General features: G+C 63.8%; 18 protein-coding genes. 4 read left to right on the forward strand and 14 right to left on the reverse strand.

Annotated features, from left to right (window positions below; all coding sequences use genetic code 11):
- Positions 1–6: 6 nt before the first annotated feature.
- From lipA to H0S73_RS14790, 14 genes are all read right to left on the reverse strand, one after another.
- On the reverse strand, positions 7–966 hold the full coding sequence (gene lipA / locus H0S73_RS14725) for a lipoyl synthase (RefSeq protein ID WP_181052859.1): 960 nt from the start codon (positions 964–966) through the stop codon (positions 7–9).
- 165 nt (positions 967–1,131) lie between these two features.
- Complete coding sequence (locus H0S73_RS14730) at positions 1,132–2,199, reverse strand: 3-carboxy-cis,cis-muconate cycloisomerase (protein WP_181052860.1); 1,068 nt, start codon at positions 2,197–2,199, stop codon at positions 1,132–1,134.
- A gap of 13 nt (positions 2,200–2,212) precedes the next feature.
- A complete protein-coding gene (gene pcaF / locus H0S73_RS14735) occupies positions 2,213–3,418 on the reverse strand; it encodes a 3-oxoadipyl-CoA thiolase (protein WP_181052861.1) in 1,206 nt (401 codons plus the stop codon).
- Between the two features lie 2 nt (positions 3,419–3,420).
- Complete coding sequence (locus H0S73_RS14740) at positions 3,421–4,209, reverse strand: CoA-transferase subunit beta (protein ID WP_181052862.1); 789 nt, start codon at positions 4,207–4,209, stop codon at positions 3,421–3,423.
- Entirely contained in the window at positions 4,206–5,057 is an 852-nt protein-coding gene (locus H0S73_RS14745; RefSeq protein WP_181052863.1) for a CoA transferase subunit A, read from the reverse strand. Before H0S73_RS14745 ends, H0S73_RS14740 begins: the two co-directional genes overlap by 4 nt.
- Positions 5,058–5,078: 21 nt before the next feature.
- A complete protein-coding gene (gene pcaG / locus H0S73_RS14750) occupies positions 5,079–5,705 on the reverse strand; it encodes a protocatechuate 3,4-dioxygenase subunit alpha (RefSeq protein WP_181052864.1) in 627 nt (208 codons plus the stop codon).
- Positions 5,705–6,430, reverse strand: a complete 726-nt coding sequence (pcaH, locus tag H0S73_RS14755; protein ID WP_181052865.1) for a protocatechuate 3,4-dioxygenase subunit beta — start codon at positions 6,428–6,430, stop codon at positions 5,705–5,707. The genes pcaG and pcaH overlap by 1 nt, the downstream gene beginning before the upstream one ends.
- 52 nt (positions 6,431–6,482) lie before the next feature.
- Positions 6,483–6,890 carry a 4-carboxymuconolactone decarboxylase gene (gene pcaC, locus H0S73_RS14760; protein WP_181052866.1) on the reverse strand — a complete coding sequence of 136 codons (408 nt, stop codon included), beginning with the start codon at positions 6,888–6,890 and terminating at the stop codon, positions 6,483–6,485.
- Complete coding sequence (gene pcaD / locus H0S73_RS14765) at positions 6,883–7,677, reverse strand: 3-oxoadipate enol-lactonase (RefSeq protein WP_181052867.1); 795 nt, start codon at positions 7,675–7,677, stop codon at positions 6,883–6,885. Before pcaD ends, pcaC begins: the two co-directional genes overlap by 8 nt.
- Positions 7,678–7,685: 8 nt before the next feature.
- The gene (locus H0S73_RS14770; RefSeq protein ID WP_181052868.1) at positions 7,686–8,402 is read right to left on the reverse strand and encodes an ABC transporter ATP-binding protein; all 717 of its coding nucleotides are present in this window, start codon (positions 8,400–8,402) and stop codon (positions 7,686–7,688) included.
- On the reverse strand, positions 8,383–9,147 hold the full coding sequence (locus H0S73_RS14775) for an ABC transporter ATP-binding protein (protein ID WP_181052869.1): 765 nt from the start codon (positions 9,145–9,147) through the stop codon (positions 8,383–8,385). Before H0S73_RS14775 ends, H0S73_RS14770 begins: the two co-directional genes overlap by 20 nt.
- Complete coding sequence (locus H0S73_RS14780) at positions 9,144–10,088, reverse strand: branched-chain amino acid ABC transporter permease (RefSeq protein WP_246388935.1); 945 nt, start codon at positions 10,086–10,088, stop codon at positions 9,144–9,146. Before H0S73_RS14780 ends, H0S73_RS14775 begins: the two co-directional genes overlap by 4 nt.
- Positions 10,089–10,158: 70 nt before the next feature.
- Complete coding sequence (locus H0S73_RS14785; protein ID WP_181052870.1) at positions 10,159–11,022, reverse strand: branched-chain amino acid ABC transporter permease; 864 nt, start codon at positions 11,020–11,022, stop codon at positions 10,159–10,161.
- Positions 11,023–11,108: 86 nt separating this feature from the next.
- Positions 11,109–12,290, reverse strand: coding sequence for an ABC transporter substrate-binding protein (locus H0S73_RS14790; protein ID WP_181052871.1), 1,182 nt, complete (start codon positions 12,288–12,290; stop codon positions 11,109–11,111).
- A gap of 176 nt (positions 12,291–12,466) precedes the next feature.
- Here H0S73_RS14790 and H0S73_RS14795 point away from each other — a divergent pair, with 176 nt between their 5' ends.
- From H0S73_RS14795 to ccoO, 4 genes are all read left to right on the forward strand, one after another.
- The gene (locus H0S73_RS14795) at positions 12,467–13,246 is read left to right on the forward strand and encodes an IclR family transcriptional regulator domain-containing protein (RefSeq protein WP_181052872.1); all 780 of its coding nucleotides are present in this window, start codon (positions 12,467–12,469) and stop codon (positions 13,244–13,246) included.
- A 158-nt stretch (positions 13,247–13,404) separates the two neighbouring features.
- Positions 13,405–14,754 (forward strand): oxygen-independent coproporphyrinogen III oxidase, encoded by a 1,350-nt coding sequence (hemN, locus tag H0S73_RS14800; RefSeq protein WP_181052873.1) that lies wholly within the window; start codon positions 13,405–13,407, stop codon positions 14,752–14,754.
- 120 nt (positions 14,755–14,874) lie between these two features.
- Complete coding sequence (gene ccoN, locus H0S73_RS14805) at positions 14,875–16,539, forward strand: cytochrome-c oxidase, cbb3-type subunit I (protein ID WP_181052874.1); 1,665 nt, start codon at positions 14,875–14,877, stop codon at positions 16,537–16,539.
- Positions 16,540–16,550: 11 nt separating this feature from the next.
- Entirely contained in the window at positions 16,551–17,285 is a 735-nt protein-coding gene (gene ccoO / locus H0S73_RS14810) for a cytochrome-c oxidase, cbb3-type subunit II (protein ID WP_181052875.1), read from the forward strand.

The following is a 17,285-nucleotide window of genomic DNA, read 5'->3' on the forward strand; positions in this document are numbered from 1 at the left end:
GAATCTCTAGCCGAGCTTCGTCAGACGAGCCGCCTTCAGCTTGGCAAAATCCTCGCCGGCGTGATGCGAGGACCGCGTCAGTGGGGTCGAGGAGACGAGGAGGAAACCCTTGGCATAGGCGGTGGTTTCATAGGCCTTGAACTCGTCCGGCGTCACGAAGCGGATCACCTGATGGTGCTTCTTCGTCGGCTGGAGGTACTGGCCGATGGTCATGAAATCCACATCCGCCGAGCGCAGGTCGTCCATAAGTTGCAGGACCTCGTTCCGCTCCTCGCCCAGGCCGACCATGATGCCGGACTTGGTGAAGATGGTCCGATCCAGCTCCTTCACCTGCTGCAGCAGGCGGATGGAATGGAAATAGCGCGCGCCGGGGCGGACCTTCAGGTACTTGGACGGAACGGTTTCGAGATTGTGGTTGAACACGTCGGGCTTGGCCGCGACCACGATCTCGAGCGCGCCGGGCTTGCGCAGGAAATCGGGCGTCAGGATCTCGATGGTGGTCTTCGGCGAGCGCGCCCGGATGGCGTGGATCACGTCGGCGAAGTGCTGCGCCCCGCCGTCGGCCAGGTCGTCCCGGTCCACCGAGGTGATGACCACGTGCTCCAGGCCGAGCTTCTCGACCGCCTTCGCCACGCTTTCTGGCTCATTCGGGTCGAGCGCCTGCGGCATTCCCGTCTTCACGTTGCAGAAGGCGCAGGCCCGGGTGCAGGTATCGCCCATGATCATGAAGGTGGCGTGCTTCTTTTCCCAGCACTCGCCGATGTTGGGGCAGCCCGCCTCCTCGCAGACGGTCACGAGCTTGTTCTCGCGCACGATCCGGTTGGTCTCGGCCCATTTGGGCGATCCGGGCGCCTTCACGCGGATCCATTCAGGCTTGCGCTGCTGAACGGGCTGGTCCGGCCGGTGCGCCTTTTCCGGATGGCGAGGACGCTGATCCTTGTTGAGGAGGTCGAGAACGACGGCCATGAAGCTAAACCCCTGAGGCGAAGGGCCCCGCCCTTCCTGACATGCCGCTGATTTAAGACTTTCGGAGCACAATCGCAATTGCTCAGATGGCAGGGCTGCGTTTCCCGGCGGAACGGCGGGTCGGGTTCTGCCTCATTGGTGGTTCAGGGTCTCGGAGCCACGCGGCTACGCTTCCGTCGACATCGAAGATGCGAAGCCCATGGTCGCAACAAGGCCCTGAGCCTTGCTCAGGGCCGAGGCGGCGGCGACAACCATCTGCGGCAGAACCATCCATTCCAAGGTCCAGGCCGCTCCCGAACGCTCGCCCTCATGCACCAGGGCCTGGTGCAGTGTCCCGAGCATTCCGGCATTGAAGCGCGCAAGCGTCACCAACACCTCGGCCGGGACAGGGTTCGATTTGTGCGGCATGGCGGACGAGCCGCCGCCCGTTGCAAGCCGCACCTCGCCAACCTCGTTCTGGGCCATCAGGGCAATGTCCTGACCGATCTTGCCCAGCGTTCCGGTGAGGAGAGACAGGAAGGCGCCGAACTCGCCGATCCTGTCGCGCTGGGAATGCCAGGAGGGGGCAAGACCAAGCTCCAGGATCTCGGCCATGGCATCCGCCACGGCGTCGCCCTGCCCCTTCAGCTCGCCCCGGGTGCCGATGGGGCCGCCGAGCTGGACGACGAGCAGGCGCGGTGCGAGGTCCTGCAGTTGCTCCCGGTGCCGCTCCAGCGGCTGGAGCCACGTATCGATCTTATCGGCCGCGCTGAACGGGAGCGCCTGCTGCATCCGGGTATGCGCCATAACGCGCGTCGCGCCGTCCCGGCGCTTCAACCCATCGAGATTATGGATCAGCGTAGCGAGGCGCTGCCCGAGAATCTCGACGACGCTCCTGAGGCGCAGAACCAGGGATGTGTCGATGATGTCCTGGCTGGTCGCTCCCACATGAACCGATCGGGCATGAGGTTCACCGACGGCGGCCCGCAGCTGCCTGACGAAATCCGGGACGATCACGCCGTCGCGGGCCAATCCTTCAGCGAGCCTGGACCAATCCGCCTGGAAGGTGCGACTGACTTCGGCGATGCGCTTCGCAGCCCCCTCGTCGATCAGCCCGACCTTCGCCTCGGCTTCGGCCAGGGCGGTCTCGACACGCAGCATGGCGGCAAGTTCCGCCTCGTCGGAGAAGAACGCCCCCACCTCCCCGTCGCCGACGAGGGCCTGCAGGATGGGATGCGGGGGCGTCTGTGTCATGAGGACCTCCGCGTCACACGGCTTCGAGGGCGACGGCGATGCCCTGCCCTACGCCGATGCACATGGTGGCGAGCGCTCGCTTCTTACCCCTGAGCTTCAGCTCGAGCGCCGCCGTGCCGGTGATGCGCGCGCCGGACATGCCGAGCGGATGGCCGAGCGCGATGGCTCCGCCGTTCGGGTTCACATGCTCCGCATCCTCAGGGATGCCGAGATCGCGCAGCACCGCGATGCCCTGGCTGGCGAAAGCCTCGTTCAGCTCCACGATGTCGAAATCTGTCGGCTTGAGGCCGAGGCGGGCGCAGAGCTTCTTTGTCGCCGGCGCCGGCCCGATGCCCATGATGCGAGGCGCAACGCCTGCGGCGGCTCCGCCGGCCACGCGGGCGATCGGTTCGAGGCCGAACTTCCGGACGGCCTCCTCGGACGCCACGATCAATGCGGCCGAGCCGTCATTGACGCCGGAGGCATTGCCGGCCGTCACCGTTCCGTCCTTGCGGAAAGGCGTCGGCAACTTGGCGAGTTGCTCCAGGGTAGCGTCGCCACGCGGGTGCTCGTCCTTGTCGACAATCACCGGGTCGCCCTTTCGCTTCAGGATCGTGACCGGCACGATCTCCTGCGCCAAACGCCCATTGGCCTGCGCCGCTGCGGCCTTCTTCTGGGAGCGCAGCGCAAACGCGTCCTGATCTTCGCGCGAGACGTTGAAATCCGCCGCCACGTTCTCGCCGGTCTCCGGCATGGAATCGACGCCGTACTGGCTCTTGATCACCGGATTGATGAAGCGCCAGCCGATGGTGGTGTCGTAGATCTCTGCGTTGCGCGAGAAGGCCGTCTCGGCCTTCGGCATCACGAGGGGCGCGCGCGACATGGATTCGCCGCCGCCCGCGATCATGATCTCCGCTTCGCCTGCCTTGATGGCGCGAGCCGCCGCGATGACCGCATCCATGCCCGAACCGCAGAGGCGGTTCATGGTGGTTCCGGGAATCGAGCCGGGCAATCCCGCCAGCAGCACGGCCATGCGGGCCACGTTGCGGTTGTCCTCGCCGGCCTGGTTGGCGCAGCCATAGATCACGTCGTCGACGGCCTCGAAGTCGAGGTTCGGGAGGCGTTCCCGCAACGCTTTCAACGGCACCGCCGCGAGGTCGTCCGCACGGACGCCGGAGAGAGAACCGCCGTAACGGCCGATGGGCGTGCGCACGTAGGCGCAGATAAAGGCTTCGCGCATGTTCAATGTCCCTTCTTGCCGCCGTGAGCTTTCTCGGTCCTGGCCTGAAGCTCGCGCAGGGTGGTGAGTTCGAGTTCGGATGGCGGAGGCGTCTCCTCCAGATAATCCGAGAATCGCACCTTCCAGCCGCAGGTTTCCTGCACCTTATCGCGAGTGACGCCGCGATGCATCGACACAACGGTGAATTCCTTTGTCTCGGGATCCGGCTTCCAGATCGCCAGATCCGTGATCAGGAGTGTCGGCCCCTTGGTCTTGATGCCGAGACGCTCGCGGTGGTTCCCGCCTTCGCCATGGCCGAAGGAGGTGTAGAAGTCGATCTTTTCCACCATGCCGCGGGTCGCCTGCTTCATGGTGATGAAAACTTCCTTGCAGGAGCTGGCGATTTCGGGCGCGCCACCGCCGCCGGGCAGGCGCACCTTGGGCTTGTGATAGTCGCCGATGACCGTGGTGTTGATGTTGCCGAAACGGTCGAGCTGGGCCGCTCCGAGGAAGCCGATGGAAATGCGCCCGCCCTGAAGCCAATAGCGGAACATCTCCGGCACGGACACGGTGGTGACCGCCGTCTCGCACAGCTCGCCGTCGCCGATGGAGAGCGGAAGCACGTTCGGCGCCGTGCCGATGGTGCCGCTCTCATAGATCAGGGTGATGTCGGGCGCATGGGTCAGCCGGGCCACGTTGCAGGCCGCCGAGGGAGCCCCGATGCCCACGAAGCACACATCGTCGTTGGACAGGGCGCGGGCCGCCGCGATGGTCATCATCTCGGTGGGCGTGAAATCGGAAACACTGGTCATTCTTGCAATCCCTTCACGCGCTCGGCGAACACCTCTGGGCCTCGACCGAGCACGTTCTCATTCATCCAGGCCGTGAATAGGTCACGGTCGGCGGAGATCCTGTCCCATTCCAAATAGGAGGCGTTGTCGCGCTCGTAATACCCATGGGTGTAGGATGGGTGCGCCCCGCCCGGGACCTGCACGATGGAAGTCACGGTCCAGTGCGGCAGCACGCAGAGGTTCGGATGCAGGTCGTCGAAATCCTCCACGATCTCCTCGACCGTCACCACCGAGCGCCTGGATGCCAGGACCGCCTCCTTCTGCACGCCGACGATGCCTTCCACCAGAACGTCACCGCGCCGGCTTGCCTTCTGCGCGTGGATCACCGCCACATCCGGACGATGGGCCGGCACCGCCGCGAGCTCCTCGCCCGTGAACGGGCAGGTGATGCTCTTGATCGCCGGGTTCACGTCCTTCAGGCCTGCCCCGAGATAGCCTCGGAACACGGCGCAGGGCAGTCCCGCGGCTCCCGCCTCATAGGCATTGGCCATGGCCGCGTGGCTGTGCTCCACCGTCTCGATGGATCGGGGCCAGCCGTTCTCGATGGCGTCGCGCATGCGGCGCAGGAGTCCGACGCCGGGATTGCCCGCGTAGGAGAAGATGATCTTCTTCACGAGGCCCATACCGATCATCTGATCGTAAATGATGTCCGGGGTCATGCGGATCAGCGTGAGATCCCTGATCCCTTGTCGGATCACCTCATGGGCGGCCGCATGGGGAATGAGGTGGGTGAACCCCTCGAAGGCGACCGTATCGCCGTCATGCAGGTTCTCGGCAACGGCCTCCTTGAGGCTTTGAAACTTGGCCATGATATGCTTTCAGCTCGGCAATCAGATATCGAAGAACACGGTTTCCTTCTCACCCTGCAGGTGAATGTCGAAGGTGTAGGTCGGCATCCCGTTCTCCTCGCTGCGCGAGGCGATGAGGGTCGGAACCCGGAACTTGTGCTCGATCCGCGCTAGAACCGGACATTCCGCGTTGGCGGCTTCCTCGTCGCCGAAATACATCCGCGTGTGCAGGCCGATATTGATGCCGCGCGCCACGATCCAGAACGTGATGTGCGGCGCCATCGGACGGCCGTCCCTGTAGGGAACACGGCCCGGCTTGATGGTCTCGAAGCGATACTCGCCCGTCGTGGCGTCCGTCGGCTGACGGCCCCATCCGGCGAAGTTCGGATCGGCTTGCCCGCGCATCTCCTCGCGGCTATTGTAGAGGCCTGCCGCGTCGGCCTGCCAGCTCTCGACGAGCGCATCCTTGATCGCGTTTCCGCTGCCGTCGAAGATGCGGCCCTTGACGATAATCCGCTCGCCCTTGGTCTCAGGCCCGACGATGACGAGGCCGAGATCCTCCTCCCACACGCCGGTGATCTCGACCCAATTCGGCGTAGCGCCGATATGGACGTAGGGCCCGGCGGTCTGGGAGGGCGATTCCTTGAGTGTCGTCGGCTTCTGGAACATCAGTTCCCCTCCATCCTGTTCTCGAACATCGTGGAGCGGCGTCCGCGCAGGACGATGTCGAACTTGTAGGCGAGCGCGTCCATGGGCAGCGTGGCGTTGCGGTCGAGCACGGCAGTCAGCTGGTCGATGGCGGCCTTGTCGGCAATGGTCGAGACGATCGGGCATTGCCAGATCATCGGGTCGCCCTCGAAATACATCTGCGTGATCAGGCGCTGCGCGAAGGCGTGGCCGAAAAGCGAGAAATGGATGTGCGCCGGGCGCCAGTCGTTGACACCGTTCGGCCAGGGATAGGCGCCTGGCTTGATGGTGCGGAACCAGTATCGCCCCTCCCCGTCCGTGATCGTGCGCCCGCAGCCGCCGAAATTAGGATCGATGGCAGCCAGATACGTCTCTTTCTTGTGCCGGTAGCGTCCGCCCGCATTGGCCTGCCAGAACTCCACAAGGGTGCCCGGTACGGGGCGAGCGTTCTCGTCGAGCACGCGGCCATAGACGACGATGCGCTGGCCGATGGGATCCCCCGTCTTGGCGAAGTTGCGGATCAGGTCGTTGTCGAGCGGGCCGATCTTGTCGTGACCGAACCGTGGTCCCGTCATCTCGGAAATGGTGTTGTCGAGGGACAGCAGCGGATATCGCGGCGAGCGCAGCACCGAGGTCTTGTATTGCGGCGTAAGCGCGGCCGGATGCCAGCTCCGGTCCCTCTGGTAGTATGATCCCTGATCCGACATCCTGGCTCTCCCTCGCAGCCCTAACCGAAGCTGCGCCAACAACCCTCACCTCTTACTTTTGAGGCTCGGGATCCGCTTCCATTTCGGCAAAAGTCTTCTTGACGATCTTGATGGCATGGTTGGCCGCCGGCACGCCCGCATAGACCGCCACGTGCAGCAGCGCCTCCTTGATGTCGTCTTTCGTCGCGCCGGTGTTGCGCGTCGCTCGGACATGCATGGCGACCTCGTCGTCCTGGCCGAGCGCAGCGAGGAGCGCAATGGTCACGATGGAGCGCTCTCGCTTCGTGAAACCGGGACGCGACCATACCGAACCCCAGGCGCCTTCCGTGATGAAGGTCTGGAAGTCGGCGTCGAATTCCGTCATCTGGGCGCTCGCCCGGTCCACATGGGCATCGCCGAGCACCTCGCGGCGCACCGCCATCCCGGCCTTGTAGCGTTCGCTGTGTTCGTTCTCAGACAAGTCCAGCCTCCTGCATATGCCGGTTGATGAGGTTCGACAGCACGGCAGGCTTCTCGACGCAGGGAATGTGTCCAGCTCCGTCGATCAGCGCGAACCTCGCGCCAGGGATGAGCTCGGCCGTGTCCTTGACCACGTCCGCGGGAGTCGACCCATCCTGATCGCCGGCGACGCACAGGGTCGGCGCCGCGATCCGGCCGGCATCGGGTCTCAGGTCCGCATCGCGGATCGCCGCGCAGGTCCCGGCATAGCCGTGAGCGGGCGTGCGAACCAGCATGTTGCGCCAGCCAGCGACCTCGTCCGCATGGCTTTCCCGGAACGAAGGCGTGAACCAGCGCTGGAGGACGTTGTCCGCGAGCGGCTCGATTCCACCCTTCTCGACGCCAGCAATCCGCTCGGCCCAGAGTTCCGGCGTCCCGATCTTCGCAGCCGTGCAGCACAGCGTGAGAGCCTGTACCCGCTCGGGTGACCGCACCGCCAGGCGCTGCGCGATCATCCCCCCGACCGACAGGCCGATGAGGGCGGCCTTGTCGATATCGAGATGATCGAGGAGCGCGATCAGATCGCCCGTATGATCGTCGATCGTATAGGGCGCAGGCGGCGCGTCCGAGAGGCCATGCCCGCGCTTGTCGTAGAGGACGACCCGGAACCGATCCGCGAAGGCGGGCACGACCTCCTGCCAGATGCGGAAATCGCTCCCCAGGGAATTGATGAAGACAAGGGCCGGTCCCTCGGCCCGGCCGAGAACTTGATGGTGCAGAACGATCCTGTTGACGCGTATGAATGCCATGCCCCACCTCAATGCAACGAGCCGACGCCGATGTAATGCTCGACCAGTCCCTGGTCGGCGCGCAGAGCTGCGCTCGTTCCCTGCCAGGCGATCTGCCCACGCTCCAGGATCAGGACGGACTCCGCGAAGTCGAGTGCGCTTTCCAGGCGCTGTTCGACGAGCAGGATCGTCATTTCGCCGCTGGACGCGAGCCGCGTGAAAGCGGCCATGAGTTCCTCGCAGATGACGGGCGCCAAGCCTTCGAGCGGCTCGTCGAGAAGCAGAACCGAAGGCCGGCCGAGGATGCTCCGGGCGGTCGAGAGCATCTGCTGCTCGCCGCCGGACAATTGCCAGCCGAGGTTGCTGCGTCGCTCACGGAGACGCGGGAACATCTCATACGCCTCATGAATGACGCTGCGCGGCCGGTCCTTCACGCCCACGATCAGGTTCTCCTCGACGGTCAGCGAGCGGAAGATGTCCCGCGTTTGCGGCACAAGCCCGATGCCCTTGCGCGCCCGTTCCGAGCTCCTGAGGGACGTGACGTCGGCGCCGCCAATCAGGATTTCACCGCCGTAGCGCCGGTTCAGGCCCATGAGAGTCGAGAGCAGCGTCGTCTTGCCCATCCCGTTCCGTCCGAGGATGGACAGGCGCGCGCCGGCGGGCACAGAGAAGGACACATCCTCCAGGACGATCGTCGGGCCGTAGCCCGCGCTCAATCCTCGCACTTCAAGCGACGCTGCGGGCATGGGCATAGTTCCCCAGATAGGCTTCACGGACCTTTTCGTTGGCGGCGACCTCCGAGGGCCGTCCCTCGAAAATGATCTCGCCCGCCGCCAGCACGACTACGCGCTTGGCGAAGCGGAAGACGAGATCCATGTCGTGCTCGATCATCAGCACCGCCAGGCTCGGCGGCAGGCGCTCCAGCGCCTGTTCGATCCTCGGCGTATCGCTGGACGGAACGCCGGCCGCCGGCTCATCGAGAAGCAGCACCTTCGGGCGCAGCGCCAGGGCGATGCCGATCTCCAGCAGGCGCTGCTGGCCATAGGCGATCTCGCCGACTTTCCGCCGGGCCACGTCCAGCAATCCGAGGGCGGACAGGATGCTCTCGACTTCCCCTGCCACCTCGGAGTTTCCGGTAAAACGGCTCAGGATCCGCGCGGCCTTGCCTTGCCGTTGAAGCACCGTCAGCGTCACGTGCTCCTCGGGGGTCATCTGCGAGAACAATCGCGTGACCTGAAATGTCCGGACAAGCCCGCTGCGAACCCGCTGTACGGCGCCAAGTCCCGTGACGTCCTGTCCGTTGAGGGTCACGCGACCGGCACTCGGGCGAAGCTGCCCGGTCACCAGATTGACGAAAGTGGTCTTGCCGGCGCCGTTCGGCCCGATGAGGGCAAGCCGCTCGCCCGCCGTCATCGACAACGATATATCCCGGCTGACGGCGAGGCCGCCGAAATTCCTGGTGAGGCCTTCGACGCGGAAGAGGTCGCTCATCCCCGGCCTCCGTTGATGCGCTTGCCGTCTCTGAAGAACCTTTCGTAGAGGCCGCTAAGGCCGTCGGGCGCCGCGAGCACGACGGCGATCAGCAGGGCCCCGACCATCGTCATCCAGTGAAATGGGTTGATGGCCGAGACGATATGCTCGAATCCCATGAAGATGACGGTTCCGGCGATCGCGCCGTAAAGGGTGCCGAGTCCGCCGAGCACCAGCATGACCAGCGCGTTGGCGGAAAGCTCGAAACTGACGCTGTCGAGACCGACCACCTGGGTCGAGATGGCAGCCAGGGCTCCACCCGTTCCGGCCACCGCCCCTGCGATCACGAACATCTTCAGCAGAACCGGAAACACGTAGGAGCCCATGGCGCGGATGCGGACCGGATCCTGCTTGATGCCCCGGCACAGCATGCCGAACGGCGAGGAGACGATGAACTTCAGGGCGACGAACACGACGACCAGTAGGGCGAGCCCGAAGAGATAGGCCGTCTTTCCCCAGAGATCGAACTCGAACATGCCGAAGAGCGGGCTCACCATGAGGCCCGCGAGCCCGTCGCTGCCGCCCGTGTAAGCCGATGCTTTGTTGGCGGCCTCGTGGAAGAGCTGGACGATGGCGATCGACAGGACGAGCTGGGCAAGTCCGTGGGCGCGCAGCATGATCGTGCCCATGAGAAGTCCTGCCATCGCTCCCGCACCGGCCCCGATGGCGACGAGCGTCAAGGGTTCGGTGACGCCGTTCACACAGGCGATCCCGGCCGCATAGGCGCCGGCTCCGAATAACGACGCCTGCCCGAGGGAGGCCACGCCGCAATAACCCGTGATGAGATCGAGCGAGAGGACGAGAAGCGCCACGGCAATGACGCGGGTGAGCAGCGCGAGGTTGTCCGGGAACAGCCAATACCCTGCAAGGCCCGCGGCGATGATCAGGATCACGCCGGCCATATCCCGCAGCCATCGGCCTCCCACGGAAGGAGTGGCGGCAACTCTCTCTGTCCGAGCGATGACCTGCACGTTACTGGGCCCTTCCGAAGAAGCCGCGCGGGAACACGCAGACGATGGCGATGACGGCCGCATAGAAGAAGAAGTTGCCGAACTCCGGCATCAGGTAGCGGCCCGTGGTGTCGACGGCGCCGAGCAGGAGGCAGGCCACCACGGCGCCGGGGATCGATCCTGCCCCACCGACGGACACGACGACGAGGAAGGTCACCATGTAGCGGAGCGCGTAGTACGGCTCGATCGGGAGGAACTCGGCGCCGACAACGCCGCCCAGGGCCGCCAGACCGATGGCGATGGCGAAGCTGATGGCATAGATCGCCGGGGTGCGCACGCCGAGCGCATCGGCCATGGCCGCATTGTCGACCGTTGCCCGTAGCTTGATGCCGAAATCGGTTTTCTCGATCAGGTACCAGAGGCCGCCGGCCACGACGACACCGCAGGCCATGACGAAGAGGCGATGCCCAGCAATGGTCCGGATCCCCACATCAACGGGCTGGCTCAAGCTGCCGGGAAGCGGAATGGTCTTGAGGGTCGGGCCGAAGAAGTAGTTGGTGATGCCGATGATGCAGAACGTGATGCCGATGGTCATCAGCACCTGGGTGAGCTCGGGGCTGCCGTAGATGCGACGGTAGAGAAGACGCTCCAGGGGAATGGAGATGATGACGGTGCCGATGATCGCCAGGAAGATGGCGACCGCATATCCCAGCCCGAGATCACGGGCCGCATAGGAAGCGATGTATCCCGCGATCATCGCGAAGGCACCATGCGCCAGGTTCACCACCCGCATCAGGCCCATCGTGAGCGACAGGCCGATGCAGATGATGAACAGAGCCATGCCATAAGCAAAGGCGTCGATCGCAATGCTGAGGATGGTCTGCATGCATATTCCCGGGCGCTTGTCTGGCCTGCCGATGAGAAGACGCGGCATCGGATGGCCGCGCCTTCTGAATTGCTAATGTCATAGCCTCACTGCGTCGCGAGGCCGGGATCCTTCTGGTTCGGGAAGGTCTGGATTTCCTTGTTGTAGGTTTTCCCATCGGCGCCCTTGGCGACTTCGCGAAGATAGATGTTCTCCGTGATGTGGCGCGTCTCGGCGTCGATGCTGACCGGGCCGCGCGGGCTCGTCCAGGACAGGCCCTTCACGGCATCCACGGCCTTCTGGGCATCCTGCTTGCCGTCCGTCGCCTCGATCATCTTATAGATCACGTGCATGCCGTCATAGGCACCCACGGACGGGAACGACAGCTGATCGGCACCGCCGATGGCTTTGCTCGCCGCTTCGACGAATTTCTTGTTCTCCGGTGAGTCGTGCGAGACGGCATAATGGAAGGTAGTCAGGAGGCCGAGGGCGCCGTCTCCGAGGGCCGGCAGGTCGGATTCCTGCGTCAGGTCGCCGGGCGCGAAGAACTTGATGCCGGCCTGCTTCAAGCCGGTCTCATTGTAGGCCTTCACGAAGCCCAGGGTCGTCGGTCCTGAAGGAAGGAAGGCGAAGACAGCCTCGGCGCCGGAATCCTTGATGCGCTGCATGATCGGGCTGAAATCGTTGGTGTTCAGCGGCATGCGAATGGCCTCGACCACCTGGCCGCCGGCCGCCTCGAAAGCCTTCTTGAACGCCACTTCCGCGTCAACGCCCGGTCCATAGTCGCTGACCGCGGAGATGACCTTCTTCACGCCGCGCTCGACGGCGATCTTGCCGAGAGGCGTTGTCGTTTGCGCCGTGGTGAAGGACGTGCGCACCACGAGCGACGACTGGGTCATGATGGCGGAGGTCGCGGCGTTGAAGATCACGAGCGGCACATTCGCCTGCTTGAGCAGGGGCGTGATGGCCATGGCGTCCGGGGTGAAATAGACGCCGCCGAGGTACTGAACCTTGTCCTTCACCACCAGTTCCTGCGCGAGGGCGCGCGATTGCGCTGGATTGGCGGCCGGAAGGTCGCGGTAGATCACCTCGATCTCGTGACCCTTCACGGACTTGCCGTTCAGGGCCATGTAGGCCTCGACGCCGGCCTGGAAGTTCTTGCCCTGCAATGCGAAGGGGCCGGAGAACGGGCCGATGATCCCGACTTTGATCGTATCCGCATAGGCCGAGACCGTGCCGGCCAGCAGGGCGCCGATGGCAACGCCGAGAACCTTCTTTGAAACTTTCATTCCGTTCCTCCCTCAGAGCTGCCTCGATCTCATTGCGCTGGATCGCGGTTTTCTCATCCTATCGTCTAGCCGATTGTGCGCATTGCGTACATTGAAAGCTATATCGCACATGTAGTACGATTTGCCGAGGTAGTGTCAAGGCTACCAAAGTTCACCATACTCCTTCGGGGAACGAGATGCAGGGTGCCAATATCGAGGATCAGGGCGGCGACCGGGACTTTGTGGCAAGTCTCGAAAAGGGCCTCCTCGTCATCGAGGCCTTCGACGCCAGCCGGCCGCGCCTGACCCTGTCCGACGTGGCGAAGCTGACCGGCATCACCCGCGCAGCCGCCCGCCGCTATCTTCTGACGCTTACCAAGCTCAACTATGCGGATTTCGACGGGCGCTACTTCTCCTTGAGCCCCCGCATCCTCAGGCTCGGATACGCCTATCTCTCCTCGGCCTCGCTCTCGACCCGGGTGCAGCCCTTTCTCGAACAGATCTCGGAGGCGACGGGCGAATCGAGTTCGGCGGCGATCCTCGACGGCGACGACATCGTCTACATCGCCCGTTCCGCCACGCGGCGGATCATGTCCATCGGCCTCGGGGTCGGAAGCCGCCTTCCGGTCTATTGCACCTCCCTGGGGCGGGCCATTCTGGCCCACCAGTCCGAGGACACGATCGAAGCCTATCTCGGGCGCGTGCGTCTGGAGGCGAGGACGCCGAAGACCGTCACCGACAAGACAGAACTCCGCAATGTCCTGGAAAAGACCCGCGATCAGGGTTTCGCCATCGTCAACGAGGAACTGGAATTCGGTCTGCGCTCCATTGCCGTGCCTGTGATCCAGAAGAACGGCCAAGTGACGATCGCCCTCAATCTCAGCGCCCAGGCCGGTCGCGTCTCGGCGGACGACATGCGGGAACGCTTCCTGCCATCCTTGAGGGCCGCGAGCGAGTCCCTCCGGTACTTGCTCTAAAGCATGGGGCCCAAAAGCGCATTCCACTTCTGGCATCCAATCCGATGCTTTCTTCTTGAATGAGAGCATCGTTCCGAGCGGACCCAGTGGGCCGGTGCGCAAAAGGCCTTTGATTCAGATCAAGGCTCCGGACCGTGCCGTCATGCAAGGCTTTCGGCATGAAACCAGAACTCATCGCCCGCTACGATCAGCGCGTCCCCCGCTATACGAGCTATCCGACGGCGCCACACTTCAAGCCGGATGTCACGGCTGAAACCTACGCATCCTGGCTGGCTGAACTGGCGCCGGTCCGGCCCGTGTCGCTCTATCTGCACGTGCCGTTCTGCGCGGAACTCTGTCTCTATTGCGGGTGCAACACCGCGGTGACCCGGAGCTACAAGGCCGTCGCTGCCTATGTGGAGTGCCTGGAGCGTGAAATCGACCTTGTGGCGCGCCACCTGCCCGGCCGCATGGCCGTCTCCCATATCCATTGGGGCGGCGGAACGCCGACCATTCTGTCTCCGGACGATCTGCAGCGCATCTCGCGTCATCTCGGAAACGCCTTCAGGATTCTGCCGGAAGCCGAGATCGCCGTTGAGATCGATCCGAGAACCATCACTCCGGAGCATGTGACGGCCCTTGCCGCATCCGGCCTCAACCGGGCGAGCCTGGGCGTCCAGGATTTCGACCCGAAGGTCCAGGAGACTATCCGCCGGGTGCAGTCCTTCGAGCAGACGGCGCAGGTCGCTTCCTGGCTCAGGCAGGCGGGTGTGAGCGGCTTGAACCTCGACCTCATGTACGGCCTGCCGTACCAGAGCGTCGAGAGCGTGAAGCGCTCCGTGGATCTTGCCCTGAAGCTCGATCCGGACCGGATCGCGCTTTTTGGCTACGCCCATGTCCCCTGGATGAAGCGCCATCAGGCTCTCCTGCCGGAGGCCTCGCTTCCCGATTCCGTCGCTCGCGTCGAGCAGCGCGAGGCGGCGACCGAGGCCTTCATCCGCGCAGGCTACGTCCAGATTGGTCTCGACCATTTCGCCCAGCCTGAGGATCCCATGGCGGTTCGCCAGAAGGATGGGCGGCTTCATCGCAACTTCCAGGGTTACACCACCGACGAGGCGACAGCCCTGATCGGTTTCGGCACCTCGGCCATCGGCTCCCTGCCCCAGGGCTACATCCAGAATGCGCCGACCACGGTCGCGTATCGCGAGGCTGTCCAGAAAGGCCAATTCCCTGTCGTGCGCGGCGTCGCTCTGTCCGACGACGACCGCCTTCGCCGCACGATCATCGAGCGCCTGATGTGCGACTTCTCGGTCGATCTCAATGAAGTCGCTTCAGATTTTCAATCGACGGCGGATGGCTTCAGGCCCGAGATCGACGCAATCGACGAGCTGGCGCGGGATGGTCTCGTCAACCGCAAGGGGCTTGTCCTGACGATTCCCGATGAGGGTCGCGCCCTGGTCCGGAATGTCTGCGCCGTCTTCGACCGCTATCTCGAAAGCGGCGCCCAGCGGCATTCCCACGCCCTGTGAGGCGCCGGCCCGACCGGGGCGTTTGATCTGCGTCAATGCCCCTTCCCATTACGACACGTAAACGAATTGACTGACGGCGAAGCTCACCGCATCGCCGATTTTCTCAAAAGGTTGAAGCCTATGGCTCAAGCGGTAGCACCCTCAAAGGGCATGACATTCGGCGAGATGGGCTCAGCCCTTGCCCTCGCCGGACTGGCATTCCTCAGCATCATCATCGCGGCGAAGGCCTATACGCCCGAATACGCCTTCCACGCCTATCTCTTCGCCGCAGCCAGTGTGGCGTCCGTGTTCGCCATCGTGAACCGGTACTACGAGCGCCCTGCGCAACTGCCCCCGCTGACCATCGGCGGCAAGCCGAACTACAACATGGATCCGGTGAAGTTCGGCACGATCGCCTCCATCGTCTGGGGGATTGCGGGCTTCACCATCGGGTTGCTGATCGCCCTCCAGCTCGCCTTCCCCGCGCTCAATTTCGACATCGCATGGCTCTCCTTCGGCCGGATGCGCCCGTTGCACACCTCTGCGGTGATCTTCGCCTTCGGCGGCAATGTGCTCATCGCCAGCTCCTTTTACGTGGTCCAGCGCACCTGCCGCGCGCGGCTAGCCGGCGAGATCGCCCCCTGGTTCGTGGTGCTGGGCTATAATTTCTTCATCGTCATCGCCGGAACGGGCTACTTGCTCGGAATCACCCAGGGCAAGGAATACGCCGAGCCGGAATGGTACGCGGACCTCTTCCTGACCATCGTATGGGTGACCTACTTCCTGGTCTTCCTCGGCACGATCATGCGCCGCAAGGAGCCGCACATCTATGTGGCGAACTGGTTCTATCTCGCCTTCATCCTGACCATCGCGGTGCTGCATCTCGGCAACAACGCGTCGATCCCCGTGTCGATCTTCTCGCCCAAGAGCTACATCGTATGGTCGGGCGTACAGGATGCCCTGGTGCAGTGGTGGTACGGCCATAACGCGGTCGGCTTCTTCCTCACCGCCGGCTTCCTCGCCATCATGTACTATTTCATCCCGAAGCGGGCCGAGCGGCCGGTCTATTCCTACCGCCTCTCGATCATTCACTTCTGGTCGCTGATCTTCATGTATATCTGGGCGGGTCCCCACCACCTGCACTACACTGCCCTGCCCGATTGGGCGCAGACGCTCGGCATGGTATTCTCGGTCATGCTGTGGATGCCGTCCTGGGGCGGAATGATCAACGGGCTGATGACCCTCTCGGGCGCCTGGGACAAGCTGCGCACCGATCCGGTCCTGCGCCTCATGGTCGTGTCGGTCGCCTTCTACGGCATGGCGACCTTCGAGGGACCGCTCATGTCCGTGAAGGCCGTGAACTCCCTGTCGCACTACACCGACTGGACCATCGGCCACGTCCATGCCGGCGCCCTCGGCTGGGTCGCGTACATCTCCTTCGGGGCGATCTACTGCCTCGTCCCATGGCTGTGGAACAAGAAGTCGCTCTACTCCATGAAGGCCGTGTCCTGGCATTTCTGGATCTCCACCCTCGGCATCGTCCTCTACATCTCGTCGATGTGGGTCGCGGGCATCCTTCAGGGCCTCATGTGGCGCGCCTATACCAGCCTCGGTTTCCTCGAATACTCCTTCATCGAGACCGTCGAGGCGATGAACCCCTTCTATGTCATCCGTGCTCTCGGAGGCGCGTTCTTCGTGGCCGGCAGCCTGATCATGGCCTGGAACGTCTGGAAGACGATCACGGTCGGAGAGGCGGTCGAGGAAGCTCCTCAGGCCATGCAGCCCGCGCTCATCGCCGCGGAATAAAGGAAACGATCATGTCATTCTGGTCCCGTCACAAGATCTTCGAGACCAACTCGATCATCCTCATCATCGGCGTGCTGATCGTGATATCCATCGGCGGCCTGGTGGAGATCGTGCCGCTCTTCTACCTGAAAAGCACCATCGAGAAGGTGGCGGGCGTCAGGCCCTACACCCCGCTCGAACTCGCCGGCCGCAACATCTATGTGCGCGAGGGTTGCTACAACTGCCACAGCCAGATGATCCGTCCGCTGCGGGACGAGGTCGAGCGCTACGGCCATTACTCGCTGGCGGCCGAGAGCATGTACGACCGGCCTTTCCAGTGGGGTTCCAAGCGCACCGGGCCGGACCTCGCGCGTGTCGGCAACAAATATTCCGACGACTGGCATCGAGATCACCTGAAGGATCCCCGCGCGGTCGTGCCGGGTTCGATCATGCCGGGCTATCCCTGGCTTGAGAGGACCGAGCTCGACACGTCGACCATCGCGCAGGACCTTCAGGTGCAGGCGACCCTCGGCGTTCCCTATACCGAGGAGATGATCAAGCATGCCGAGAGCGACATCCGCATCCAGGCCGCGGCCGACGATCCGAATGCCATCGACCTCGCCAAGCGCTATCCGAACGCCCAGTCGCGATCCTTCGACGCCAACCCGCAGAAGGTCACGGAAGCCGACGCCCTGATCGCCTATCTGCAGATGCTGGGAACGCAGGTCGACTTCAAGCTCTACGACAACAAGGCCAACGTGCGCTGA

It is taken from the genome of Microvirga mediterraneensis, assembly GCF_013520865.1.
GTDB lineage: Bacteria > Pseudomonadota > Alphaproteobacteria > Rhizobiales > Beijerinckiaceae > Microvirga > Microvirga mediterraneensis.

What these genes read in the sequence shown, in the direction of transcription:
- lipA (WP_181052859.1), bottom strand. Translation starts at nt 966, where the DNA reads ATGGCCGTCGTTCTCGACCTCCTCAACAAGGATCAGCGTCCTCGCCAT.
- H0S73_RS14730 (WP_181052860.1), bottom strand. Translation starts at nt 2,199, where the DNA reads ATGACACAGACGCCCCCGCATCCCATCCTGCAGGCCCTCGTCGGCGAC.
- pcaF (WP_181052861.1), bottom strand. Translation starts at nt 3,418, where the DNA reads ATGCGCGAAGCCTTTATCTGCGCCTACGTGCGCACGCCCATCGGCCGT.
- H0S73_RS14740 (WP_181052862.1), bottom strand. Translation starts at nt 4,209, where the DNA reads ATGACCAGTGTTTCCGATTTCACGCCCACCGAGATGATGACCATCGCG.
- H0S73_RS14745 (WP_181052863.1), bottom strand. Translation starts at nt 5,057, where the DNA reads ATGGCCAAGTTTCAAAGCCTCAAGGAGGCCGTTGCCGAGAACCTGCAT.
- pcaG (WP_181052864.1), bottom strand. Translation starts at nt 5,705, where the DNA reads ATGTTCCAGAAGCCGACGACACTCAAGGAATCGCCCTCCCAGACCGCC.
- pcaH (WP_181052865.1), bottom strand. Translation starts at nt 6,430, where the DNA reads ATGTCGGATCAGGGATCATACTACCAGAGGGACCGGAGCTGGCATCCG.
- pcaD (WP_181052867.1), bottom strand. Translation starts at nt 7,677, where the DNA reads ATGGCATTCATACGCGTCAACAGGATCGTTCTGCACCATCAAGTTCTC.
- H0S73_RS14770 (WP_181052868.1), bottom strand. Translation starts at nt 8,402, where the DNA reads ATGCCCGCAGCGTCGCTTGAAGTGCGAGGATTGAGCGCGGGCTACGGC.
- H0S73_RS14775 (WP_181052869.1), bottom strand. Translation starts at nt 9,147, where the DNA reads ATGAGCGACCTCTTCCGCGTCGAAGGCCTCACCAGGAATTTCGGCGGC.
- H0S73_RS14780 (WP_246388935.1), bottom strand. Translation starts at nt 10,088, where the DNA reads ATGGCCGGCGTGATCCTGATCATCGCCGCGGGCCTTGCAGGGTATTGG.
- H0S73_RS14785 (WP_181052870.1), bottom strand. Translation starts at nt 11,022, where the DNA reads ATGCAGACCATCCTCAGCATTGCGATCGACGCCTTTGCTTATGGCATG.
- H0S73_RS14790 (WP_181052871.1), bottom strand. Translation starts at nt 12,290, where the DNA reads ATGAAAGTTTCAAAGAAGGTTCTCGGCGTTGCCATCGGCGCCCTGCTG.
- H0S73_RS14795 (WP_181052872.1), top strand. Translation starts at nt 12,467, where the DNA reads ATGCAGGGTGCCAATATCGAGGATCAGGGCGGCGACCGGGACTTTGTG.
- hemN (WP_181052873.1), top strand. Translation starts at nt 13,405, where the DNA reads ATGAAACCAGAACTCATCGCCCGCTACGATCAGCGCGTCCCCCGCTAT.
- ccoN (WP_181052874.1), top strand. Translation starts at nt 14,875, where the DNA reads ATGGCTCAAGCGGTAGCACCCTCAAAGGGCATGACATTCGGCGAGATG.
- ccoO (WP_181052875.1), top strand. Translation starts at nt 16,551, where the DNA reads ATGTCATTCTGGTCCCGTCACAAGATCTTCGAGACCAACTCGATCATC.